This window comes from Butyricimonas synergistica DSM 23225 (assembly GCF_000379665.1).
Classification (GTDB): Bacteria; Bacteroidota; Bacteroidia; order Bacteroidales; family Marinifilaceae; genus Butyricimonas; species Butyricimonas synergistica.
Window position 1 is genome coordinate 1,122,013 of the sequence record NZ_KB903359.1, and the last position, 19,334, is coordinate 1,141,346.

General features: G+C 47.1%; 16 protein-coding genes and 2 tRNA genes. 13 read left to right on the forward strand and 5 right to left on the reverse strand.

Annotated features, from left to right (window positions below; genetic code table 11):
* The first annotated feature begins 64 nt into the window (after window positions 1–64).
* The gene (locus tag A3CY_RS0104920; RefSeq protein WP_018336794.1) at window positions 65–2,575 is read left to right on the forward strand and encodes an AsmA family protein; all 2,511 of its coding nucleotides are present in this window, start codon (window positions 65–67) and stop codon (window positions 2,573–2,575) included.
* Window positions 2,576–2,643: 68 nt separating this feature from the next.
* Here A3CY_RS0104920 and A3CY_RS0104925 read toward each other — a convergent pair whose 3' ends face one another.
* The 3 genes from A3CY_RS0104925 to A3CY_RS0104935 all read right to left on the reverse strand — a co-directional run bounded on the left by A3CY_RS0104925 (window position 2,644) and on the right by A3CY_RS0104935 (window position 5,624).
* Window positions 2,644–3,615 (reverse strand): hypothetical protein, encoded by a 972-nt coding sequence (locus tag A3CY_RS0104925; RefSeq protein WP_018336795.1) that lies wholly within the window; start codon window positions 3,613–3,615, stop codon window positions 2,644–2,646.
* A 906-nt stretch (window positions 3,616–4,521) separates the two neighbouring features.
* Entirely contained in the window at window positions 4,522–5,478 is a 957-nt protein-coding gene (locus A3CY_RS0104930) for an alpha/beta hydrolase (RefSeq protein WP_051082704.1), read from the reverse strand.
* A gap of 73 nt (window positions 5,479–5,551) precedes the next feature.
* Window positions 5,552–5,624, reverse strand: a tRNA-Arg gene (locus A3CY_RS0104935).
* A gap of 179 nt (window positions 5,625–5,803) precedes the next feature.
* Here A3CY_RS0104935 and A3CY_RS0104940 point away from each other — a divergent pair.
* The 11 genes from A3CY_RS0104940 to A3CY_RS0105000 all read left to right on the forward strand — a co-directional run bounded on the left by A3CY_RS0104940 (window position 5,804) and on the right by A3CY_RS0105000 (window position 17,653).
* Window positions 5,804–6,595 carry a M48 family metallopeptidase gene (locus tag A3CY_RS0104940; RefSeq protein WP_018336797.1) on the forward strand — a complete coding sequence of 264 codons (792 nt, stop codon included), beginning with the start codon at window positions 5,804–5,806 and terminating at the stop codon, window positions 6,593–6,595.
* Window positions 6,596–6,643: 48 nt separating this feature from the next.
* On the forward strand, window positions 6,644–7,471 hold the full coding sequence (nudC, locus tag A3CY_RS0104945; protein ID WP_018336798.1) for an NAD(+) diphosphatase: 828 nt from the start codon (window positions 6,644–6,646) through the stop codon (window positions 7,469–7,471).
* 465 nt (window positions 7,472–7,936) lie between these two features.
* Complete coding sequence (locus A3CY_RS0104960) at window positions 7,937–8,959, forward strand: sensor histidine kinase (RefSeq protein WP_026207321.1); 1,023 nt, start codon at window positions 7,937–7,939, stop codon at window positions 8,957–8,959.
* 7 nt (window positions 8,960–8,966) lie between these two features.
* The gene (locus tag A3CY_RS0104965) at window positions 8,967–9,716 is read left to right on the forward strand and encodes a LytR/AlgR family response regulator transcription factor (protein WP_018336802.1); all 750 of its coding nucleotides are present in this window, start codon (window positions 8,967–8,969) and stop codon (window positions 9,714–9,716) included.
* Between the two features lie 137 nt (window positions 9,717–9,853).
* Window positions 9,854–11,341, forward strand: a complete 1,488-nt coding sequence (locus tag A3CY_RS0104970; RefSeq protein ID WP_018336803.1) for a 4Fe-4S binding protein — start codon at window positions 9,854–9,856, stop codon at window positions 11,339–11,341.
* A gap of 12 nt (window positions 11,342–11,353) precedes the next feature.
* On the forward strand, window positions 11,354–12,754 hold the full coding sequence (locus tag A3CY_RS0104975; RefSeq protein ID WP_018336804.1) for an aldo/keto reductase: 1,401 nt from the start codon (window positions 11,354–11,356) through the stop codon (window positions 12,752–12,754).
* 106 nt (window positions 12,755–12,860) lie between these two features.
* Window positions 12,861–15,152 (forward strand): TonB-dependent receptor domain-containing protein, encoded by a 2,292-nt coding sequence (locus A3CY_RS0104980; RefSeq protein WP_018336805.1) that lies wholly within the window; start codon window positions 12,861–12,863, stop codon window positions 15,150–15,152.
* Between the two features lie 11 nt (window positions 15,153–15,163).
* The gene (locus tag A3CY_RS0104985) at window positions 15,164–15,676 is read left to right on the forward strand and encodes a hypothetical protein (RefSeq protein WP_018336806.1); all 513 of its coding nucleotides are present in this window, start codon (window positions 15,164–15,166) and stop codon (window positions 15,674–15,676) included.
* A gap of 11 nt (window positions 15,677–15,687) precedes the next feature.
* Window positions 15,688–15,879, forward strand: coding sequence for a Sec-independent protein translocase subunit TatA/TatB (locus A3CY_RS0104990; protein ID WP_026207322.1), 192 nt, complete (start codon window positions 15,688–15,690; stop codon window positions 15,877–15,879).
* Window positions 15,876–16,682 (forward strand): twin-arginine translocase subunit TatC, encoded by an 807-nt coding sequence (tatC, locus tag A3CY_RS0104995; protein ID WP_018336808.1) that lies wholly within the window; start codon window positions 15,876–15,878, stop codon window positions 16,680–16,682. Before A3CY_RS0104990 ends, tatC begins: the two co-directional genes overlap by 4 nt.
* Window positions 16,679–17,653 carry a DUF362 domain-containing protein gene (locus A3CY_RS0105000; RefSeq protein ID WP_018336809.1) on the forward strand — a complete coding sequence of 325 codons (975 nt, stop codon included), beginning with the start codon at window positions 16,679–16,681 and terminating at the stop codon, window positions 17,651–17,653. Before tatC ends, A3CY_RS0105000 begins: the two co-directional genes overlap by 4 nt.
* Window positions 17,654–17,677: 24 nt before the next feature.
* Here A3CY_RS0105000 and A3CY_RS0105005 read toward each other — a convergent pair whose 3' ends face one another.
* Entirely contained in the window at window positions 17,678–17,866 is a 189-nt protein-coding gene (locus A3CY_RS0105005; protein ID WP_018336810.1) for an HU family DNA-binding protein, read from the reverse strand.
* A 221-nt stretch (window positions 17,867–18,087) separates the two neighbouring features.
* Here A3CY_RS0105005 and A3CY_RS0105010 point away from each other — a divergent pair.
* Window positions 18,088–18,161: transfer RNA gene (locus A3CY_RS0105010), tRNA-Arg, on the forward strand.
* Between the two features lie 75 nt (window positions 18,162–18,236).
* On the opposite strand, the gene A3CY_RS0105015 is transcribed toward A3CY_RS0105010, so the two are convergent.
* Window positions 18,237–18,722, reverse strand: a complete 486-nt coding sequence (locus A3CY_RS0105015) for a DUF1062 domain-containing protein (RefSeq protein ID WP_240388122.1) — start codon at window positions 18,720–18,722, stop codon at window positions 18,237–18,239.
* Window positions 18,723–19,334: the final 612 nt, after the last annotated feature.

Sequence of the window (19,334 nt, forward strand, 5' to 3'; positions counted from 1 at the left end):
TAACTTTGTAACAATAGCCAAGCATTGGCAGTTGAAAATAACACACACGTAATACATATAAGACATGAAAAAAGTATTTATCACACTAGCAATTATCATCGTGCTGATTATCGTCGCACTCATGGTTATCCCTGTCTTTTTCAAGAGCGATATTCTTCGACTAATCGAGGAAAAATCCTCTAAATACATTCAGGCAGAACTGGCTATCGGTGACGTCAACCTCAGTATGTTCAAAAACTTTCCAAACCTCAGCGTCACTCTCGAGAACGTAATGATCTCCAAGGAAGAGAATAACACACGTGACACCCTCGTCAATATTCCGCATTTCGAGGCTTCCGTGAACTTGAAATCCCTTATTTCCGGGGATGAAATCATCATTAATAACATATTATTGAAAGATTGTCTTTTTAGCCCGAAAGTAAATGCCGAAGGAAAAGCCAACTGGGACATCATGGTGCCTTCTGACACGACAGAAGTGGCAACCCAAGAAACAGTACCGGAGGAAACGGCTGACCCCGACTCGGAAACAGCCGTCGCTTTCAACAACATCGAAGTCCGGAATCTAGTATTGGATTACAAAGATTATCAAGCTTCGACCTTCGCCCACGTGGATGCGGTGAACTTGAACCTAAAAGGAAACTTCTCGGAAACCAACACGATTCTGAACGTGCTGCTTTCCTTGAAAAATATCTCTCTATGCCAAGGAAACAGCGTGTGGGTCAACAACACGGACTTCAACTGGCAAGCCGACATCGCCGCCAATCTGAAAGATATGCAATTCGACATCCAGAAAAATGATATGGCGCTCAATGACTTAAAACTCGATTTAATCGGCAGCCTCGGCATCAAAGAAGACAAGTACACAATGGATTTGAAACTGAATGCCCCGGACACGAAATTCGAGAGCTTGCTCGCTTTGATACCCAAGGATTTCCAGAAAGAAATAGAGGGAGTGAAAACTTCCGGGGAATTCCAGCTAAGCATGGAAGCCAAAGGCGAGTATTACGAAAATAACCTTCCGGCGATCAACTTAAATTTCAATATACTGAATGCCAGCTTAAAATACCCGGAGTTGCCGGAATCGGTAGAAAAAATCAACCTCAAGTTGAACGTCACCAATCCTGGCGGAACGGTGGCGCAAACCGTGGCAAATCTAAGTACGCTCACGTTCACGATTGCCAACAACCCATTCAGCATGAACGTGCTTGTTTCCAACTTGGACGATCCGACATTCAAGGGAGGCATGAAAGGCGTTATCAACTTCGAGAGCTTGAAAAAAGCACTTCCCCTCAAAGATATTACCCTCAACGGGATGTTGACAACAGACCTCTCCTTTGACGGCAAATACCAGTACATCGAAAAGGAACAATACGAGAAATTCACGGCAAACGGGAAGATTGCCTTGAAAAACGTGTTATTCAAAAGCGCGGATTTCCCGGAAGGCATTTCCGTACCGTCAGGGGAAATAACCATTACCCCGGCACGTCTGAACTTGAAGGATTTGCTGGTGAAGATCAAGTCTTCGGACTTCAGCCTGCAAGGATATGTGTCGAACTATCTGCCTTACGTGTTTAAAGACCAGACACTAAAGGGCAACTTCACGCTGACTTCCAACACAATCAATCTGAACGAATTCATGACAAGCACGAATTCCAGTTCGGAAACCGCTCCCGCCGAAAACGAGAACACGACTGCCACTCAACCGGCTTCCCCTGAAGCCGAAGAAGGAATAGCCATCCCCAAGAATATCCAAGTGGCATTCAACACGAACATCAAGCAGATTCTATTTGACAGCCTAGTTATCAAGAATATCAAGGGAAGCATTGAAACAAACGGGGGTGTCGCCACACTGAAAAACTTGAGCATGGATATGCTCGACGGCAACCTCGTGATGAACGGATCGTACAATACCGCCAACCCGGCAAAACCGTCCGTAGACTTGAACTTACGGGCTTCGGACATCGATATAACTTCCACTTACCACGCTTTCTCTTTCATCAAAGAAAGCATCCCTATTGCCATGAATTGCAGTGGTAAAATCTCCGCCGCCATGAAATTCAGTTCCGAACTAGACAAAGAAATGAGTCCCATCATGACCACGGCAAACGGAGGTGGCAGTCTGTCCACAACCGGATTCCTAATCAAGGATAATCCAGCCATGCTACAACTCGCCAACTTGCTGAAAAACGACGAATTAAGCCGTCTTAGTATCGCAAATCTGAAAATAGATTTCAAGATCAACAACGGAAATATCACGGTAGAGCCTTTTACGACAAACATTGCCGGCAACCCGACTACTTTCCAGGGGACACAAACGGTGAACGGCGAAATGGACTACGTGATGTCAATGAACATCGCCCGTAAATATTTCGGGAAAGACATTGACAACGTGTTGAAAGCGATTCCCGGAGCCAACAACATCAAATCCCTCGACGTGGACGTGAAGATCGGCGGTACTTTGTCGAAACCCACGGTTACCCCGGACTTGAGCAAGGCGCTGAAATCAATAGAAAAAGAAGCCGGGAAAGAACTTAAAAACAACATTCTGAAAGGATTGGACAAGCTGTTTAAATAAACAGGATTAAAAACTAAAAGTTAAAGGTTGATGTTGCTATCAACCTTTAACTTTTAATTTTCACCTCTCTACAAAGTTTCTATCAACCGTTTTTGTTCCTCGAAGAACATCACCCTTTGTTTTTCCCCGCTGACCGTTATCAACGTGGAGGAACGCTTCAAAGATTGCAGCCAACTCCGTAGCCGCTCGAAGGTATAAGCATCCCGCGAGATAAGCATATTCAAGGTAAACGCCTTCAGCATGCTCAAGTGGAAATCGCCCGTACTCAGGTAACAATAATTCGTGTCGAGGTTAATGTTCGACAAGTAAATAAACATCTCGTTTCCCGTATCGCTAAAACGTCCTTTTGCGGCAAAATGTTCCATATCATCCAGCAATTGCATCAATTCCTCTTTTAAAGCCTGTACCTCGTCGGGTGCAATCAAATTGATGCTGGCAAAGAACTTAATATCCGTCACAAGATAGTGAAAAACGAGATGATCAAAAATAAAATAATTCGATTTCAATTGCCGTGTAGTCCGTAAGTATTCCTGCTGCATCTCGGCTAACTTGGGCGATATTACCACCTCCCGAAAAGATTTCAAAGAATCAACATGGCTATACTGGTACAGCCACTTGAAGTGATAGAAACGCGTAATGTTGGAATAATAATAACAAAATGCCCGGGGAATGATATTCGTCGAGTGTCCCGCCTCCAGATCTTCCCTGTCTTTCACCGTTGCGAGCATATTGATAAAGTCCCTCATCATCTTATAATCGGCATCTGCCGGATTAGCGTACTCTACCAATTTTAATTGGAAAGGACGGCTCTTTCCCTTTTCTGCCAACGTCAGATTATCGAGGGAGATTCCCAGCTCTTTCGAGATGGTCATCACCTCGATAAAAGTAAAAGGAACCTCACCCCGTAACCTGCGGTAGACCGCCTCACGCTCAATATAGAGCATATCCACCAACGCGTTTGTCAACTCGGCTCCCCGCAGAAATCTCTTTCTCAATTCGGCAAGAAAACCGTCATACAATGTTACTTCTTTCATGTTCATACGCAATAGTTTTTAACAACCCACTACAAAAGTAGGGGATTTCGAACCGAAACCTTCGCAACAAAATCAGTATATTATGACTATTTTCGACACCAGACATCCTATTTTCCTCCATAAATAAATATCCAACATTAGACTTATTTCCCCGCTTGTAAAAAATGGAAGTTTACAGAGCATCTCCTTCCCTTCCGCCATTCGACCGGATGAAAAAACGGAGTTCTACAATTCCCGCAAAAAAGTTAACCCGGACACTTGATTTACGCCTACAAAAACAGGATATTCTTTTTTAACTTTACATCAGATTAAGAAAGATAAATATTAATAAAAACATATTATAATGGAAGTTTACCCGAAAAATATAGTAACCATCAACGCTCCCCCAACAATATCTTGTTCTCGTAGAAACGGCGGGGAAAAGTCGTGCGACGCCCCGTTGCCGGGTAGCAATGATCAAAAGTCAAATCAGGTGTACTTATTGGACACCGTTTACACAGTTCATTCTTTTTTTCACAAATTGTTTAACGCAGGGATTAGTCATCCTTGCTATTAGTCAGGAAAACGGGGTTAGGGAAGCATATTCCCTGACCCTACTATTTTAAACGAAACTAACTACAACCATAGAAAGAGGACGAATCATCCCCAATGCGGACTAACGGGATGAAACTATCAAGAGCCTCTCGGGACTCGCGCATCCTTTCGATGATGACCCAAATACTCCATTAACCAGGCGCGAGTCCCTTTTTTCTTCATCCGTCCCCCATCAAGAACCACATACCCAACAACATGACATCACGAATTAAAAGTTACAAGTTACAGGCTACAAGTTGACATCAATCTTCTTCATCACACCTTAACAGCTACCAACTCAACCTGCAACCTGTAATTTTCAAGTCATACGTCACTAAGTTATGGTTTGTTGCAATATTTAAAAAAAACAAATATCTCCCGGTACACCTTCTCCCGAACCTCTTTCCGGGAAAGTAGCAGATCGTGCAGTCCGCCGGGAATAGCGACCATATCGACCTTCCCCCGAATATTGCGGGCAATCCGTTTAATATCCTCCACGTTAAGGATAGAATCCCGGGTTTGTATTTGTTCCTTGTCCTTCTCGTTGGTAACGGACTTTTCCGAGTGTAGCACGAGGAAAGGATGAGCGACTCGGAACGGCTTCTTCAATTCCCGTTGAGCCTTATAGATTGCCCGCACCCATCCTAGATTGATGCAGGGAGCCACGTGCGGTTTCCAGGTCAGGTCATATTCCCATTCCCCTCGGTACGAGCGATGAAGATATTTCCCGTATTCCTCGGTAAATCCACCCGCAATCTTCACTTCGGGCACATATTTTCCGATGAAAGCCACCAACGGCAACAACATCCGTACCATCCGGCTCTTGTTGAATTCGAAGAAGGGGCTATTTAGCACGATAGCATCGAAAAGAGTTCTATCGGCTCTTTCTTTGGCAAAAAGCGTGACAATCAATCCTCCCGTGGAATGTCCCATGAGCACGGTATAACGGCTTCCCTCCTCCCGGATGATTCTCAACGCTTCCCCGATCTCCTCGTAATACGCCCTCAAATTCCGGATATCATTGAACTTCTGGTGAGGCAACCACGAACGACCGTATTTTCTCAAATCCAAAGCGTAAAAATGAATCCCCCGTTCATTAAAGCGAAAAGCCATTTCTTTCTGGAAAAAATAATCGTTAAAACCGTGGATATACAACACGGCTTGCCCGTTTCCCGGGACAGCCAAACGGCGCACAAGCATACTCATCGCCCTTCCCTCGTAATCATCCCGCAACGGGATCTCCCTTCGCTCGAACCCGTCTTTCAAAATATCTTCCGTATAAGAAATTTTAGCCATACTCGTCATGCTTTGGATATAGTTCTCAAAGATACAAAAAAACCGCCCGAGAATCAATCTTCGGGCGGTTTCGTGAACTCGGCGGGAGTCGAACCCACAACCTCTTGGGCCGTAACCAAGTGCTCTATCCATTAAGCTACGAGTCCGTTTGCTTGAGCGATGCAAAGGTAATATAATTTCCTTTACAAGTACCATTCGGGCAAAAATATTTTTCAAATAATCCGTAACTATTGCCCCATCAGCAATAAATATATAATTTTGCGCGTCAAACAAAAACGACCTCAGAAATAAAATAAAACACTTGTAATAACTAAAAATACTAGAAATGAAAACATTACTGATATTTGCTCTTTTTTTCGCGGGGATTACCGCATCACAAGCTCAAATCAAAATCGGCAAAATGAAAATCGACACGAAAAAAGCTATCCAAGCGGGGAAAGATGCGGCAGGGGCAATCACCCTTTCCGATGAAGACATTGCCGCCATGAGCAAAGAATATATGCAATGGATGGATACCCACAACAAATTGGCTGCCCCGGACAGTGAATTAGGCAAACGATTAGCCAAAATCACGGCGAATTTTCCCAAAATAGATGGTTTGAAATTAAACTTCGGGGTATATGAAGTGATTGACGTAAACGCTTTCGCTTGTGGTGACGGGAGTATCCGGGTATGTGCCGGGTTAATGGAGATCATGACCGACGACGAAGTGCTCGCTGTGATCGGGCACGAGATCGGGCACGTCGTTCACCACGATTCCAAGAATGCCATGAAAAACGCTTATCTCCGTTCTGCTGCCAAAAATGCGGCAGGAGCTATGAACGAAAAGGTTGCCAAGCTCACCGATTCCCAGCTGGGCGACCTGGCAGAAGCTTTTATGGGAGCTCAATTCTCTCAGAAACAAGAGAATGCCGCAGACGATTACGCTTTTGATTTCTGCCTCCGTCAGAATGTCGACCCGTATGCCATGTCCAAGGCACTAAACAAACTGGTAGAATTGTCCAATGCCGGGGGCGAAAAGGCAACACGCATCCAAAAGATGTTCTCTTCCCATCCCGGAAGTGCAGAGAGAGCTGCCCGTTTGAAAGCAAAAGCAGACAACCTGCAAAAGAAATAAAATTCCCCATTTGACTCTGGTTGCCCGAGAAGTTAATTTTAAGCTATCATGATTCAAGACATTGCACCACACAAGTTCTCGAACGCTTATTCAAACCGCCGACCGGAGGCAACAGACTTTGCCCTTTGTTTTAACGATCACACCGTTCTCTTACACGAACAGAACGGTGCGATCCGTTTTCCCCGCTTTAACGAGTTGACTGGCGATACGAATACACTTTTACAAACCGCCACTTACCTATTCGCCATTGACGACAACCGTTTTTACTGGATAAACCAACCAGCAAAAGAACAAGGTGATTTCCGCCTGGAGAACATCTCCGTGTTCAGGAAAGCCTTTCCCCGTCATTCCGCATTTGCCGGGATTACCGCTTACAGCCTATATAAATGGTACGACAATCATCGTTTTTGCAGTCATTGCGGGGAAAAACTCGTTCCCCATGACAAGGAACGGATGATGTACTGCGAGAAATGCGGAAACTCGGAATACCCCAAGATCATGCCCGCCGTGATCGTTGCCGTCACCAACGGCGACAAGATACTGCTCTCCAAATACGCCAACCGGGAATACACGAGGTATGCCCTCCTTGCTGGGTTCACTGAGATCGGCGAATCCGTGGAAGAAACCGTCCGCCGGGAAGTCATGGAAGAAGTCGGCTTGCACGTCAAAAATCTAAAATACTACAAGAGCCAGCCGTGGGCATTCTCGGACACCCTTCTCATGGGATTCTTCGCCGAAGTCGAAGGGAACGACCGCATCACGTTAGATCGGGAGGAACTCGCTGTTGCCGAGTGGTTCCCCCGTCAGGATATCCCCGCCAGCGAATCGGACATCAGCCTCACCAGCGAAATGATAGAATACTTCAGAAAAAATTGAAAGTTGCTGCCCCCAGATATACCGCAAGATTAACAACACAGACAACACCCACAGCGTGAGAAAATCAAATCACTAAATCACTGCACGAGGATCGTTTTGTACAGTTGAAATTTAAAATTAGTAAATTTCATTCGCCTTTATCCCCATTTTTTCGCTTTGTTCGGCAAACGATAATAAGATAACCTCATTATATTTTTCTTTGTTACCAGATACAACACAAACGCCGATCGAGGGACTCGGTTACCGGAGGGCAACCCTTCAACCATCCTTTTTTACAACACCCTCTATTCCCCGACGGACACGGGGAACTCCCTCCAAACAACCATCCCTTGCCGCCCCGGACACCCCGTCCGGGGTTACTTCTGTAAAGTTTTCGCTTTCCCGCTCCTTTTTTTCGTTTTACCTCCTTTCCGAGAGCGAATAATAATTATTTTACTTTTCTTTGTAGTGATAAAAAAGACAATTATGGATTCATTTGACTTGTACATATCCCGTAAACTGCCACTCATCAGCCTGACAAGTGCCGTTTTCATCATATACCCCAACCTCTCCTGCCTCCCATGGGAGATAAACATGATACCGGAAGAAAGCTACCCGCTATATTTTACCTATTTCATCTACCGCCTATTATTTTTCTGGGGATTTATCGCTTGGTTGATACGCTACAACCTAAAAAAACTCCCCACGGCACCGTTTCGCCAGCGACTCGGACGTAACTTCCTGATGACGCTGGCAACCTACCTCGTCTTCCTCGGCATCTCCTACACGGTATCGCGCTACGGCATCCGCACCGACTTCCGAGGCAGCACTCTGATCTCGCAGTTTGCCGTGTCGTGCGTCTTGTGTACCGTGATCGGGTATATCTCCATGCTCTACACCCGGCAGCGAGAAAAAGAGAATGAGATCGAACGCCTGCGCTTCGAGAACCTGAAAAGCCGTTGTGACGCCCTCGCAAACCAGATTAACCCTCATTTCTTTTTCAACTCACTGAACGGCATATCTTCCTTGATCCGCAAGAAGGATGACAAGAAAACGCTGACCTACGTCAACCAGCTGTCGGACATCTTTCGCTATATACTCCAAAGCGACCACAAGGGACTCGTGCCGCTACGTGAGGAACTCGAATTTATCGAATCGTTCCGCTACGTTATGGAAGTACGTTTCGCCAACAAGCTGGACTTCTCCATAGAGGCTGATGAACGGGAGAAGGACACGCTAGTACTGCCAGTACTCTCCCTGCTCCCGCTGGTAGACAACATCATCGTCCACAACCGCATCGACAGCGAGTGCAAAATGACCATCACCATCCGGCTCGACGACCGTGGCGAACTGGTCGTGGCGAACCCCATGCACCCGAAACTGACCCCGCCCGACACGAACGGGACGGGACTCGATAATCTCAACAAGCGCTTTGAATTATTGATGAACAAACAAATCCGGGTAGAACATGATGCAAACGCCTTCCGTGTCTACCTCCCATTAAAATAACACCGCTATGAACATATTGATTGTAGAAGACGAAACCGCCGCTTACGAGAATCTCGTGGATATTATCACGGAAGTTGACCCACACATCCGGATAGCCGGTAACACGGAGAGCGTTACCGGCACCGTGCAGTGGTTGCAGTCGAACCCGCTGCCAGACTTGATCTTCATGGACATTCACCTGTCGGACGGCTCGGCATTCGCCATCTTCGACAAGATCGCAGTGGAAACCCCCATTGTCTTCACCACCGCCTACGACCAGTATGCCATCGAAGCATTCCGCGTGAACAGCATCGACTACCTGCTGAAACCGGTAAAAGTAGGCGACATACGCCACGCCCTCGATAAATACAGCAAACTCACCCGTCAGGATCTCGTGCAATACCTGTCGCAACTCACCCAACTTGCGGCTCCCCCAAAATACCAAGACCGCCTGCTGATACCGATCAAGGACAAGTTAATCCCGGTCAACCTACGGGACGTATCCTGCTTCTACACCACGGACAAAAATACTTTCGTTTACCTGAAAAACGGGGAGAAATATCCCTATTCCAAAACCCTCGAGCAGATCATCGCCACCCTCGACCCAGCACACTTCATCCGGGCGAACAAACAATTTATCGTGGCGAAAGACAGCGTCACCAACATCACCATTTGGTTCGACAACCGCCTGCTCGTCACCCTCGACACGGAAGTTCCCGAACGCATGTATATCAGCAAGAACAAAGCCTCCGAGTTCAAGTCGTGGATCGTCAAATAAAAAGAGGTTGTCCCCAAAGTCTCGTTTCCCAGTAAGTTTTCGTCATCAGTTTACAATTTTTCGCTTTAACGCAACGCCTGTATGATTCAAGGTATTACCCGAATATCTTTGCTACATAACTCAAAAACAAAGACGTGATGTTACGAAAAATCAGACTAACACTTGCCATTATTTGCTTTACCCTTATCACCCTGCTGTTTCTCGATTTCACGGGAACGCTGCATGCGTGGTTCGGCTGGTTAGCAAAAATACAATTCCTCCCTGCTGTTCTGGCACTGAACACAGGAGTTGTAGTGCTTCTTATCGCTCTCACCTTGATCTTCGGACGCATATATTGTTCGGTGATCTGCCCGCTCGGCGTATTTCAAGACGTGATAGCGTGGTTCTGGAAACGACGAAAGAAACTACCTTACAGCTATTCCCCCGCCCTCTCGTGGGTGCGATACGGCATCCTCGGGATTTTTATTATCACCCTCATTACCGGGGCTGGCTCCATTGTAGCCTTGCTGGCACCGTACAGCGCTTACGGGCGCATCGCCAACAACCTGCTCGCCCCGCTATGGCAATGGAGTAACAACCTGCTCGCCCACGCGGCAGAACGGGCAGACAGTTACGCCTTCTACGAGGTGGACGTCTGGATAAAAAGCCTGCCGACCTTCCTTATCGCCGCGGCAACCTTCGTGATACTTATTACCCTTGCATGGCGTAACGGACGAACGTATTGCAACACAATCTGCCCCGTGGGTACCGTGTTGGGATTTCTCTCCCGCTACTCCCTATTCCGGGTGACGATCGATGCAGAGAAATGCAACGGGTGCAGTCTTTGCTCGCACAAATGCAAGGCAGCGTGCATCAACTACAAAGAACACGAGGTGGATTATAGCCGCTGCGTGGCGTGCATGAACTGCCTCCAAACCTGCAAGCAAGGAGCTATCAGCTATAAACCGCACTACAAACGACCAGCACAAGAGCCCACGCAGGAAGCCGCAGACGTGAACAAATCCCGCCGCAATTTCCTCACTGTCGCAACCGTACTCGCGAGCACTTCCGTGCTGAAAGCGCAGGAGAAAAAAGTGGATGGTGGGCTTGCCGTTATCGAAGACAAGAAAATCCCTCATCGTGACACACCCATCACGCCTCCCGGATCACTGGGCACTCGCAACATGAACCAACATTGCACCGCCTGCCAGCTATGCGTAACGGTATGCCCCAATCACGTACTGCGCCCCTCCGGTGACCTAAGCACCCTCATGCAGCCGGAAATGTCCTACGAGCGAGGATATTGCCGTCCCGAATGCAACAAATGCTCAGAGGTATGCCCGGCGGGAGCCATCCTGCCGATAACGGCGGCGGAAAAATCCGCCATCCAGATCGGTCATGCCGTGTGGATAAAAGAAAACTGCGTGCCCCTGACCGACGGGGTGGATTGCGGCAACTGCGCCCGCCACTGTCCCACGGGAGCCATCCAAATGGTGGCGTCCGACCCGGACATGACGGACTCGCCCAAGATTCCCGTGGTGAACACCGAACGTTGTATCGGTTGCGGCGCTTGCGAGCACCTGTGCCCAGCTCGCCCGTTCAGCGCAATTTACGTGGAGGGACACGAGATGCACAAAACCATTTAACAAATAAGAAACATGAAAAACAAGAATAAAAAAGAAATAGACCGCCGTACTTTCCTGAAAATATTCGGTGCAGGAACGGCAACCACCGCAGCAGCCCTGTACGGTTGCCGTCCCCGGAATAACTCCGTCGTGAACGGCGGTTCGGACAACGCACAAACCGGAGAAATGACCTATCGCATCACCCCCACCACGGGCGACAAAGTATCCCTGCTGGGCTACGGTTGTATGCGCCTACCGACTACCAGTAATTCTAGTGCGAGAGACAGTCAGGACGAAATAGACCAAGACATGGTGAACCGCCAAGTGGATTACGCCATCGCCCACGGGGTGAACTACTTCGACACGTCGCCCGCATACTGCAAAGGGCGCTCGGAACACGCCATGGGGATAGCCCTCAGCCGCCACCCGAGGGACAAATACTTTATCGCCACGAAGCTGTCGAACTTCTCACCGGACACGTGGAGCCGGGAAGCGTCCATCGCCATGTACCGCAATTCGCTGAAAGAATTGCAGGTGGATTACCTCGATTATATGCTGCTTCACGGCATCGGCATGGGAGGCATGGAAGCGATGAAAGGTCGTTATTTGGATAACGGCATCCTCGACTTCCTCATCGAGGAACGGAAAGCGGGACGTATCCGTAACCTTGGCTTCTCGTACCACGGGGACATCGAGGTATTCGACTACCTGCTCGCCCGCCACGACGAGATAAAATGGGACTTCGTGCAAATTCAACTCAACTACGTGGACTGGAAGCACGCCAAGGAAATGAATACCCGCAACACGGACGCCGAATACCTGTACGGCGAACTCGTCAAACACGGTATCCCTGCCGTCATTATGGAACCACTGCTTGGTGGACGTCTGGCAAACGTGCCAAACTACATCGTCAGCCGATTGAAACAACGCCGCCCGTCGGATAGTGTCGCCTCGTGGGCATTCCGCTTCGCGGGCTCACCGGAAGGAGTGCTGACCGTGTTGAGCGGCATGACCTACATGGAACACCTGCAAGAAAACCTACATACCTATTCCCCGCTAGCCCCCTTGACCGATAACGACAAGGATTTCCTGGAAGAAACGGCACAACTATTACTGAAATACCCCACGATACCCTGCAACGATTGCAAATATTGTATGCCTTGCCCGTATGGAATAGACATCCCGTCTATCCTGATACATTATAACAAATGCGTGAACGAGGGGAATATCCCCGCAAACACGCAGGACGAGAATTACCGCAAGGCACGCCGGGTGTTCCTCGTGGGCTACGACCGTAGCGTGCCCCGCTTGCGCCAAGCGAACCACTGCATCGGATGTAATCAATGCGTGCACCACTGCCCGCAAAACATTAATATCCCCGGGGAACTGCACCGCATCGACAGATTCGTGGAACAATTGAAAATGGAGAATTGAAAATGAATAAATTCAGAGATTTCCGATTAATACCCGTAATTTATATAACAACCGCACCAGAGAAACGCAATAGTTTTGTACCGGATGAACTAAAAAGAATTGCCTTATGACAGAAAACATCATAGAACTACTACACATCGGCGGCTACTCCTGCGTAATCGCAAAAGGGACAGAAGTCCGCACCTTTCACCAGCGAGGCGTGGCAGACCTGTACGAGCTGCTGGAAGAAGACCCCTCATTCATGAAAGGGGCACACGTGGCAGACAAAGTGATCGGCAAAGCAGCTGCTGCCTTGATGGTACTTGGCTGTGTAGAAAACGTATACACCGACACCATCAGCGAACCAGCGCTGGCGTTACTGCAAGATGCGAGAATAGACGTCCGCTACATAAAAAAGGTACCGCACATCGTGAACCGGGACAAGACTGGCTGGTGCCCGCTGGAATCCGCCTGCTTTGAAATAAAATCGGTGAAAGACATTTACCCCGTGATCCGGAACTTTATCTCGAAAATAAGGATAAACAAAAAAGTAGCCTGCGCCCTATTCTCCGGCTTCCTTTTAAGCACGAACTTACAGGCACAATTGCGAGAAGGCACGACCGACATAGCCCGGACTGACACTATCAAAGAAGTCGTCGTAACCGGCACCCGCAATGAAACCGACGTGCGCCACCTGCCCATGACCGTTTCCGTCGTGAACCGGGAGGCGATAGAAAAACGTTTCGAACCTTCATTACTCCCGATCCTGACGGAACGGATACCGGGACTGTTCATCACCAGCCGGGGCGTCATGGGATACGGCGTGTCGACGGGGTCTGCCGGCGGCATGAGCCTGCGCGGTATCGGGGGAAGCTCCAATACCGAACTACTCGTGCTGATAGACGGTCACCCGCAATACATGGGATTAATGGGACACCCGATAGCCGATGCCTACCAGACCATGCTGGCAGAACGCGTGGAGGTTGTGCGGGGTCCGGCATCGGTGCTCTACGGATCGAACGCCATGGGTGGGGTAATCAACATCATCACCCGGAAACAGCGGGAAGACGCAGTGAAAACAAATGCCCGAGTAAGTTACGGGTCATACAACACATTAATCACCAAAGCAAGCAATAGCATGAAACGGGGACGCTTCACGAGTATCGTGACCGGTTCGTACAACCGCACCGACGGGCACCGCCCGGACATGGAATTCGAGCAATACGGCGGGTACGCCAAAGTGGGATATGAACTGAGCGACGCATGGAACCTTTCCTGCGACGTGAACGTCACGCACTTCAACGCTTCCAATCCCGGAAAGACCAACGCACCCCTTATCGACAACGACTCACGCATCACCCGAGGCATGACCTCCTTCGCCCTTGCCAATCGTTACGAGAAAACCTCCGGAGCTTTGAGTTTCTTCTACAACTGGGGACGCCACGAGATCAACGACGGCTATTCCGAGGGGAAGGAACCGTTAACCTACCGTTTCAACTCGAAAGACCTCATGCTGGGGGTTTCCCTGTATCAAAGTGCCACCCTGTTTGAAGGTAACCGCATCACGGTGGGCGTGGATTTCCAGCATTTCGGCGGAGAAGCGTGGAACCATTTCGTCACGGACGGGCATGAGGAAGGCATTTCCGATAAATCAGAAAACGAGGTTGCCGGATACGCAGACTTCCGCCAGACATTTTTCTCGTGGCTCACGCTAGATGCAGGCGTACGAGTAGACCACCATTCGGTGACCGGCACGGAATGGATTCCACAGGTCGGTCTATCGGCATACCTACCTAACAACAGCAGCGTGAAAGCGATGGTGAGCAAAGGATTCCGCAACCCGACCATCCGAGAATTGTATATGTTCCGTGTCGCAAACGCCGACTTATTGCCGGAACGGATGTGGAATTACGAAATCTCCTACTCCCAACACTTGATGAAAAACAGGTTACACTACGGGATAAACCTCTTTTACATCGACGGGGACAATATCATCACCCAAGAAACCGTGGACGGTCGACGAATGAATGTCAATACCGGGAAAGTTGAGAACTGGGGAGCGGAAGCCGACATGAATTACCGTATAAACACAGCATGGAACATCTCTACCAATTACAGCTGGTTGCGTATGATACACCCGCTGGTTGCCGCACCGGAACACAAACTATACATCGGGGCTGACTTCTCGCGGGGACGCTGGACAGCATCCTCCGGCGTGCAGTACGTGGCAGGGCTTTACACCACCACGGAAAAGAAAGAGAATTTCGTACTGTGGAACGCCAGAGCCAGCTATCGCCTGTGCCCCTTCGCCCATATCTTCGTGAAAGGAGAAAACCTTCTGGCACAACGCTACGAAATCAATGACGGTTTTCCCATGCCGAAAGCAACTTTCACGGGAGGAATCAATCTAAACTTTTAAAACAATCAGATATGAAAACAACAACCATCCAACTTTACTCGTTAGACTACAAAGAAGTCAAAACGTACTTGACAGCATCGCTTTTCATTGCCGGCAACATGGTACTACCCCAATTGTTCCACATCGCATCGCAAGGCGGAACGACTTGGTTGCCGATATACTTCTTCACCTTGATCGGAGCTTATAAATACGGCTGGAAAGTCGGTCTGCTGACAGCGGTATCCTCACCTATCCTGAACTCCCTGTTTTTCGGGATGCCGCTCGTGGCATCCTTACCAGCAATACTTCTGAAATCCGTACTACTGGCTATCGCCGCAGGGTATGCCGCCCAACGTTTCAAACGAATCTCTATACTCATTCTCGCGTGTGTTGTCCTCTTCTACCAAATAGCGGGCACCCTCGGGGAATGGGCAATCATCGGTGATTTCTCCCGTGCCGTGCAGGACTTCCGTATCGGATTGCCGGGAATGGCATTGCAAATCTTCGGGGGGCACCTGTTTATCAAGTATTTAATTAACAAATAAAACATCAACTTATGACATCTATGATTATATTACTCATCGGAACACCGGAAATACTATTTATCGCCCTCGTGGTATTGTTACTTTTTGGCGGGAAAAAAATCCCCGAATTGATGAAAGGCATCGGGAAAGGCGTCCGCAGTTTCAAGGACGGCATGAACGGCATTGACCCTTCCGCAGAGAAAGACACTACCGAAGAAAAATGAACACAACAGACAACATAGAGACACAGACGTTCTGGGAGCACCTCGATGAACTGCGCAGCTGCTTGATACGAATTGGCGCAGTCATCGTGGTATTCGGGGTCGTTGCATTTTTGTTCAAGGACATCCTGTTCACGATTATCCTAGCTCCCCAGAAGGATAGCTTTATCACTTACAAGGGATTCGCCCTCGTAAGTGATTGGCTGTCCCTATCGGACATGACGCCGGAAGCTTTCTCTGTCAAGTTGATAAACACCGGGCTGGCGGAACAGTTCATCATACATATGCGGACAGCCATATACGTGGGAATCCTCATCGCTTCCCCCTACATCCTATACGCCTTATTTCGATTTGTTTCCCCGGCTTTATATTCCCAGGAGAAAAAATACGCCTCACGGGTCGTCGGAAGTGGCTACATGATGTTCATGTTGGGCGTAGCGTTAAGTTATTTCCTGATATTTCCTCTGACCTTCCGTTTTTTGGGGACTTACCAAGTGAGTGACGACGTGGAGAACATGATTTCCCTGCAATCATACATGGACACGCTTATGATGATGAACTTGATGATGGGCATTGTCTTTGAAATTCCCATCCTGTGTTGGTTGCTCGCCAAATTCAACTTGATCTCCGCTACTTTCATGCGCCGGTATCGCCGCCACGCCATCGTCAGTATCCTTGCCATTGCGGCAATCATCACCCCGACATCAGATGTATTCACCCTGCTACTGGTGTCGTTTCCCATGTGCCTGCTATACGAAGCCAGTATTTTAATTGTTAAACGCACGAATAAAAAAGAATTAATATGAAAGCAAATCTATTACCTGTTTTAATTATGACACTTGTGTCCCCACTCTCTACATTTTGTAGTAACCCCTCCCCCGAAGAGAGTGACAAGAACACTCTTCCCAAAGTCTACATGATTAAAGAAATCAGCCCGAAAAGCCTTCTCCGCATATACGAGGCTCTCGGGCGGGAAGCCACGGGAAAAGTAGCCGTCAAAATTTCTACCGGGGAACCGGGCGGAAACAACTACTTGAAACCTGCCCTTATCGGCGATCTCGTGAAAAAAGTAAAAGGTACAATCGTCGAATGCAACACCGCTTACGGCGGCGGACGAGCAAACACGACCGCCCACCTACAAGCCGCCAAAGACCACGGTTTCACAGCCATCGCAGAGGTCGACATTATGGATGCGGAGGGAGAAACCGCACTTTCTGTCAAGGGGGGCAAGCACTTGAAGGAAGACTTCGTGGGCTCGCATTTCCTGAATTATGACTTCACGATTATTCTATCGCACTTCAAGGGACACGCCATGGGCGGTTTTGGTGGTGCGATCAAAAATATGTCGATTGGTATCGCTTCCTCAGCTGGAAAAGCGTGGATACATAGTGCCGGAAAAACAAAAGGCGACCCGTGGAGCAACCTGCCCGAGCAAGACGATTTCCTTGAATCCATGGCAGAAGCCGCCAAAGCTATTGCGGATCATTGCGGCGAGAAGATTCTTTACATCAGCATAGCCAACAACCTGTCGGTAGATTGCGACTGCGCCGCCGCCCCCGAAGATCCGAAGATGGGCGACATCGGCATCCTCGCCTCCCTCGACCCCGTGGCTCTGGACAAAGCGTGTGTCGACCAAGTGTATTCTTCCCCGGATCACGGGCGTATCCATCTGATCGAACGCATGGAATCCCGCCACGGCATCCACACGCTAGTTCATGCCGAGAAACTAGGCATGGGTAGCCAACAATACGAGTTAATTATGCTGGACGCAGAATAACTTTTAGTTCTCCATATATTCTTTTCATTTGTAACGGAGTTTTTTCAAAAGGGTCATTAAACCATAAAGCGTATCGAACATATATCTTTTACGTTTTGATTCTTTTAACTCCGTTTCAAACACTTTTTCCAAAGAATCCAGCACGATACCACCTTCAGCAACTTCCAATCCCGACATCCGGGATATTTTCTCTACCAATTCTGTCCTGTTCATATTTTCATTATTTAGTTATAGAACAAAATTACAATTCATTCCTATTCGATTCTGAATATGAGACAAAGCCTCCAATTCTAAAGACAAAAAACTCCAATTATGATACTAAAATAACAAGACTTAAAGGATACTGAAAATAATAAAACAAAAAAGTACCCCCAAAGTTTGTATTTATAGCAGAAACCGCTATATTTGCACCGTCAAAAAAAATAACGACACTCGGTTCGGTAGCTCAGCTGGATAGAGCAACGGCCTTCTAAGCCGTAGGTCAAGGGTTCGAATCCCTTCCGGATCACTAATACAAATAGGACTCGTTGGAATCCAACGAGTCCTATTTGTATTAGGAACATATTTCGGAATATCTATCTCATTAATTTCCAACTCTGCATAAATTTATAGTATCATTCGATTGGTATATATGTTTTGCATTTAGTGGATAACCTTCTGGTGTAAAAAACGCTTCAGTTTCAATCATGTGATTTAACAAAGTTGCAGATACCCCCAAACAATTTCGAATGACTGCAGGCAATTTCAGTCCAAACTCAAAACGGGTTTGAATTTTGAATGCCACAATTTCATTTTCTACATTCAAGATGTCATTTATCGAAATATCATCATGCAGAATCTCGTATTCGACACTACTATAATCAAATTCTACGCTATTTTTCTGTCCTATTTCGGAAGAAAAAGCATATTCCCAAGAAAGATCTTCATCATTTTCTGAAAACTTCAAGAACAAATCTTTTTTTATCAGCTCAGGTTTTGTACGTGACAAAATAGTCAGGTTATACGTGTTGTCACATTCCACGCATCTATAAATTAACCATACATCAATGTTCTTTTTCTGGGCATTCATTCTAAATTTGTTGCTACAATAAAACCAATTACAATTACAACGATTACATTTTCTTTTTAAAACAGGAGTGTTTTTGACCTTTACCTCCCATATATACTCAGTTCTCATTATCTATACCGCACTTAATAATTCTTTGAAAGATTTTATGATCGTTCACGGCATTGTAGTTTATAGCAAACACAGGAGTTGCCATAAACTACCTTATCCTCTCGAAAAGGTCATGTCGTAAATGAAAAATATAAAATAAGAAACCACCTCAAGTAGAACTACTCAAACGAAAGAATTATTAACCTGTGGTTTATGAGGCTAATATTAAGCCAGTATAAATTTAAAGATTCCTCTCAAAATATGAATATTTAGGATTACGGTGCAAACTTACATAAAAACCTTCGATATTCACGCCTGTTAAATAAATAAAGAATGTTATTTTCCAGGATAATTTAAAATCAAGCCTTTATAATTGCTTTCTCGATTTATTTTGTTACCTTTGTACTCAGTTTGAGTAATGAATCATTATTGTTATAGTTCTTCTTTATATATATTATAAGCAAGTCTTTCCTATAATTAATTATCTTCCTCACTCTAAGAAACGAACAATTCAGGAAATTTATA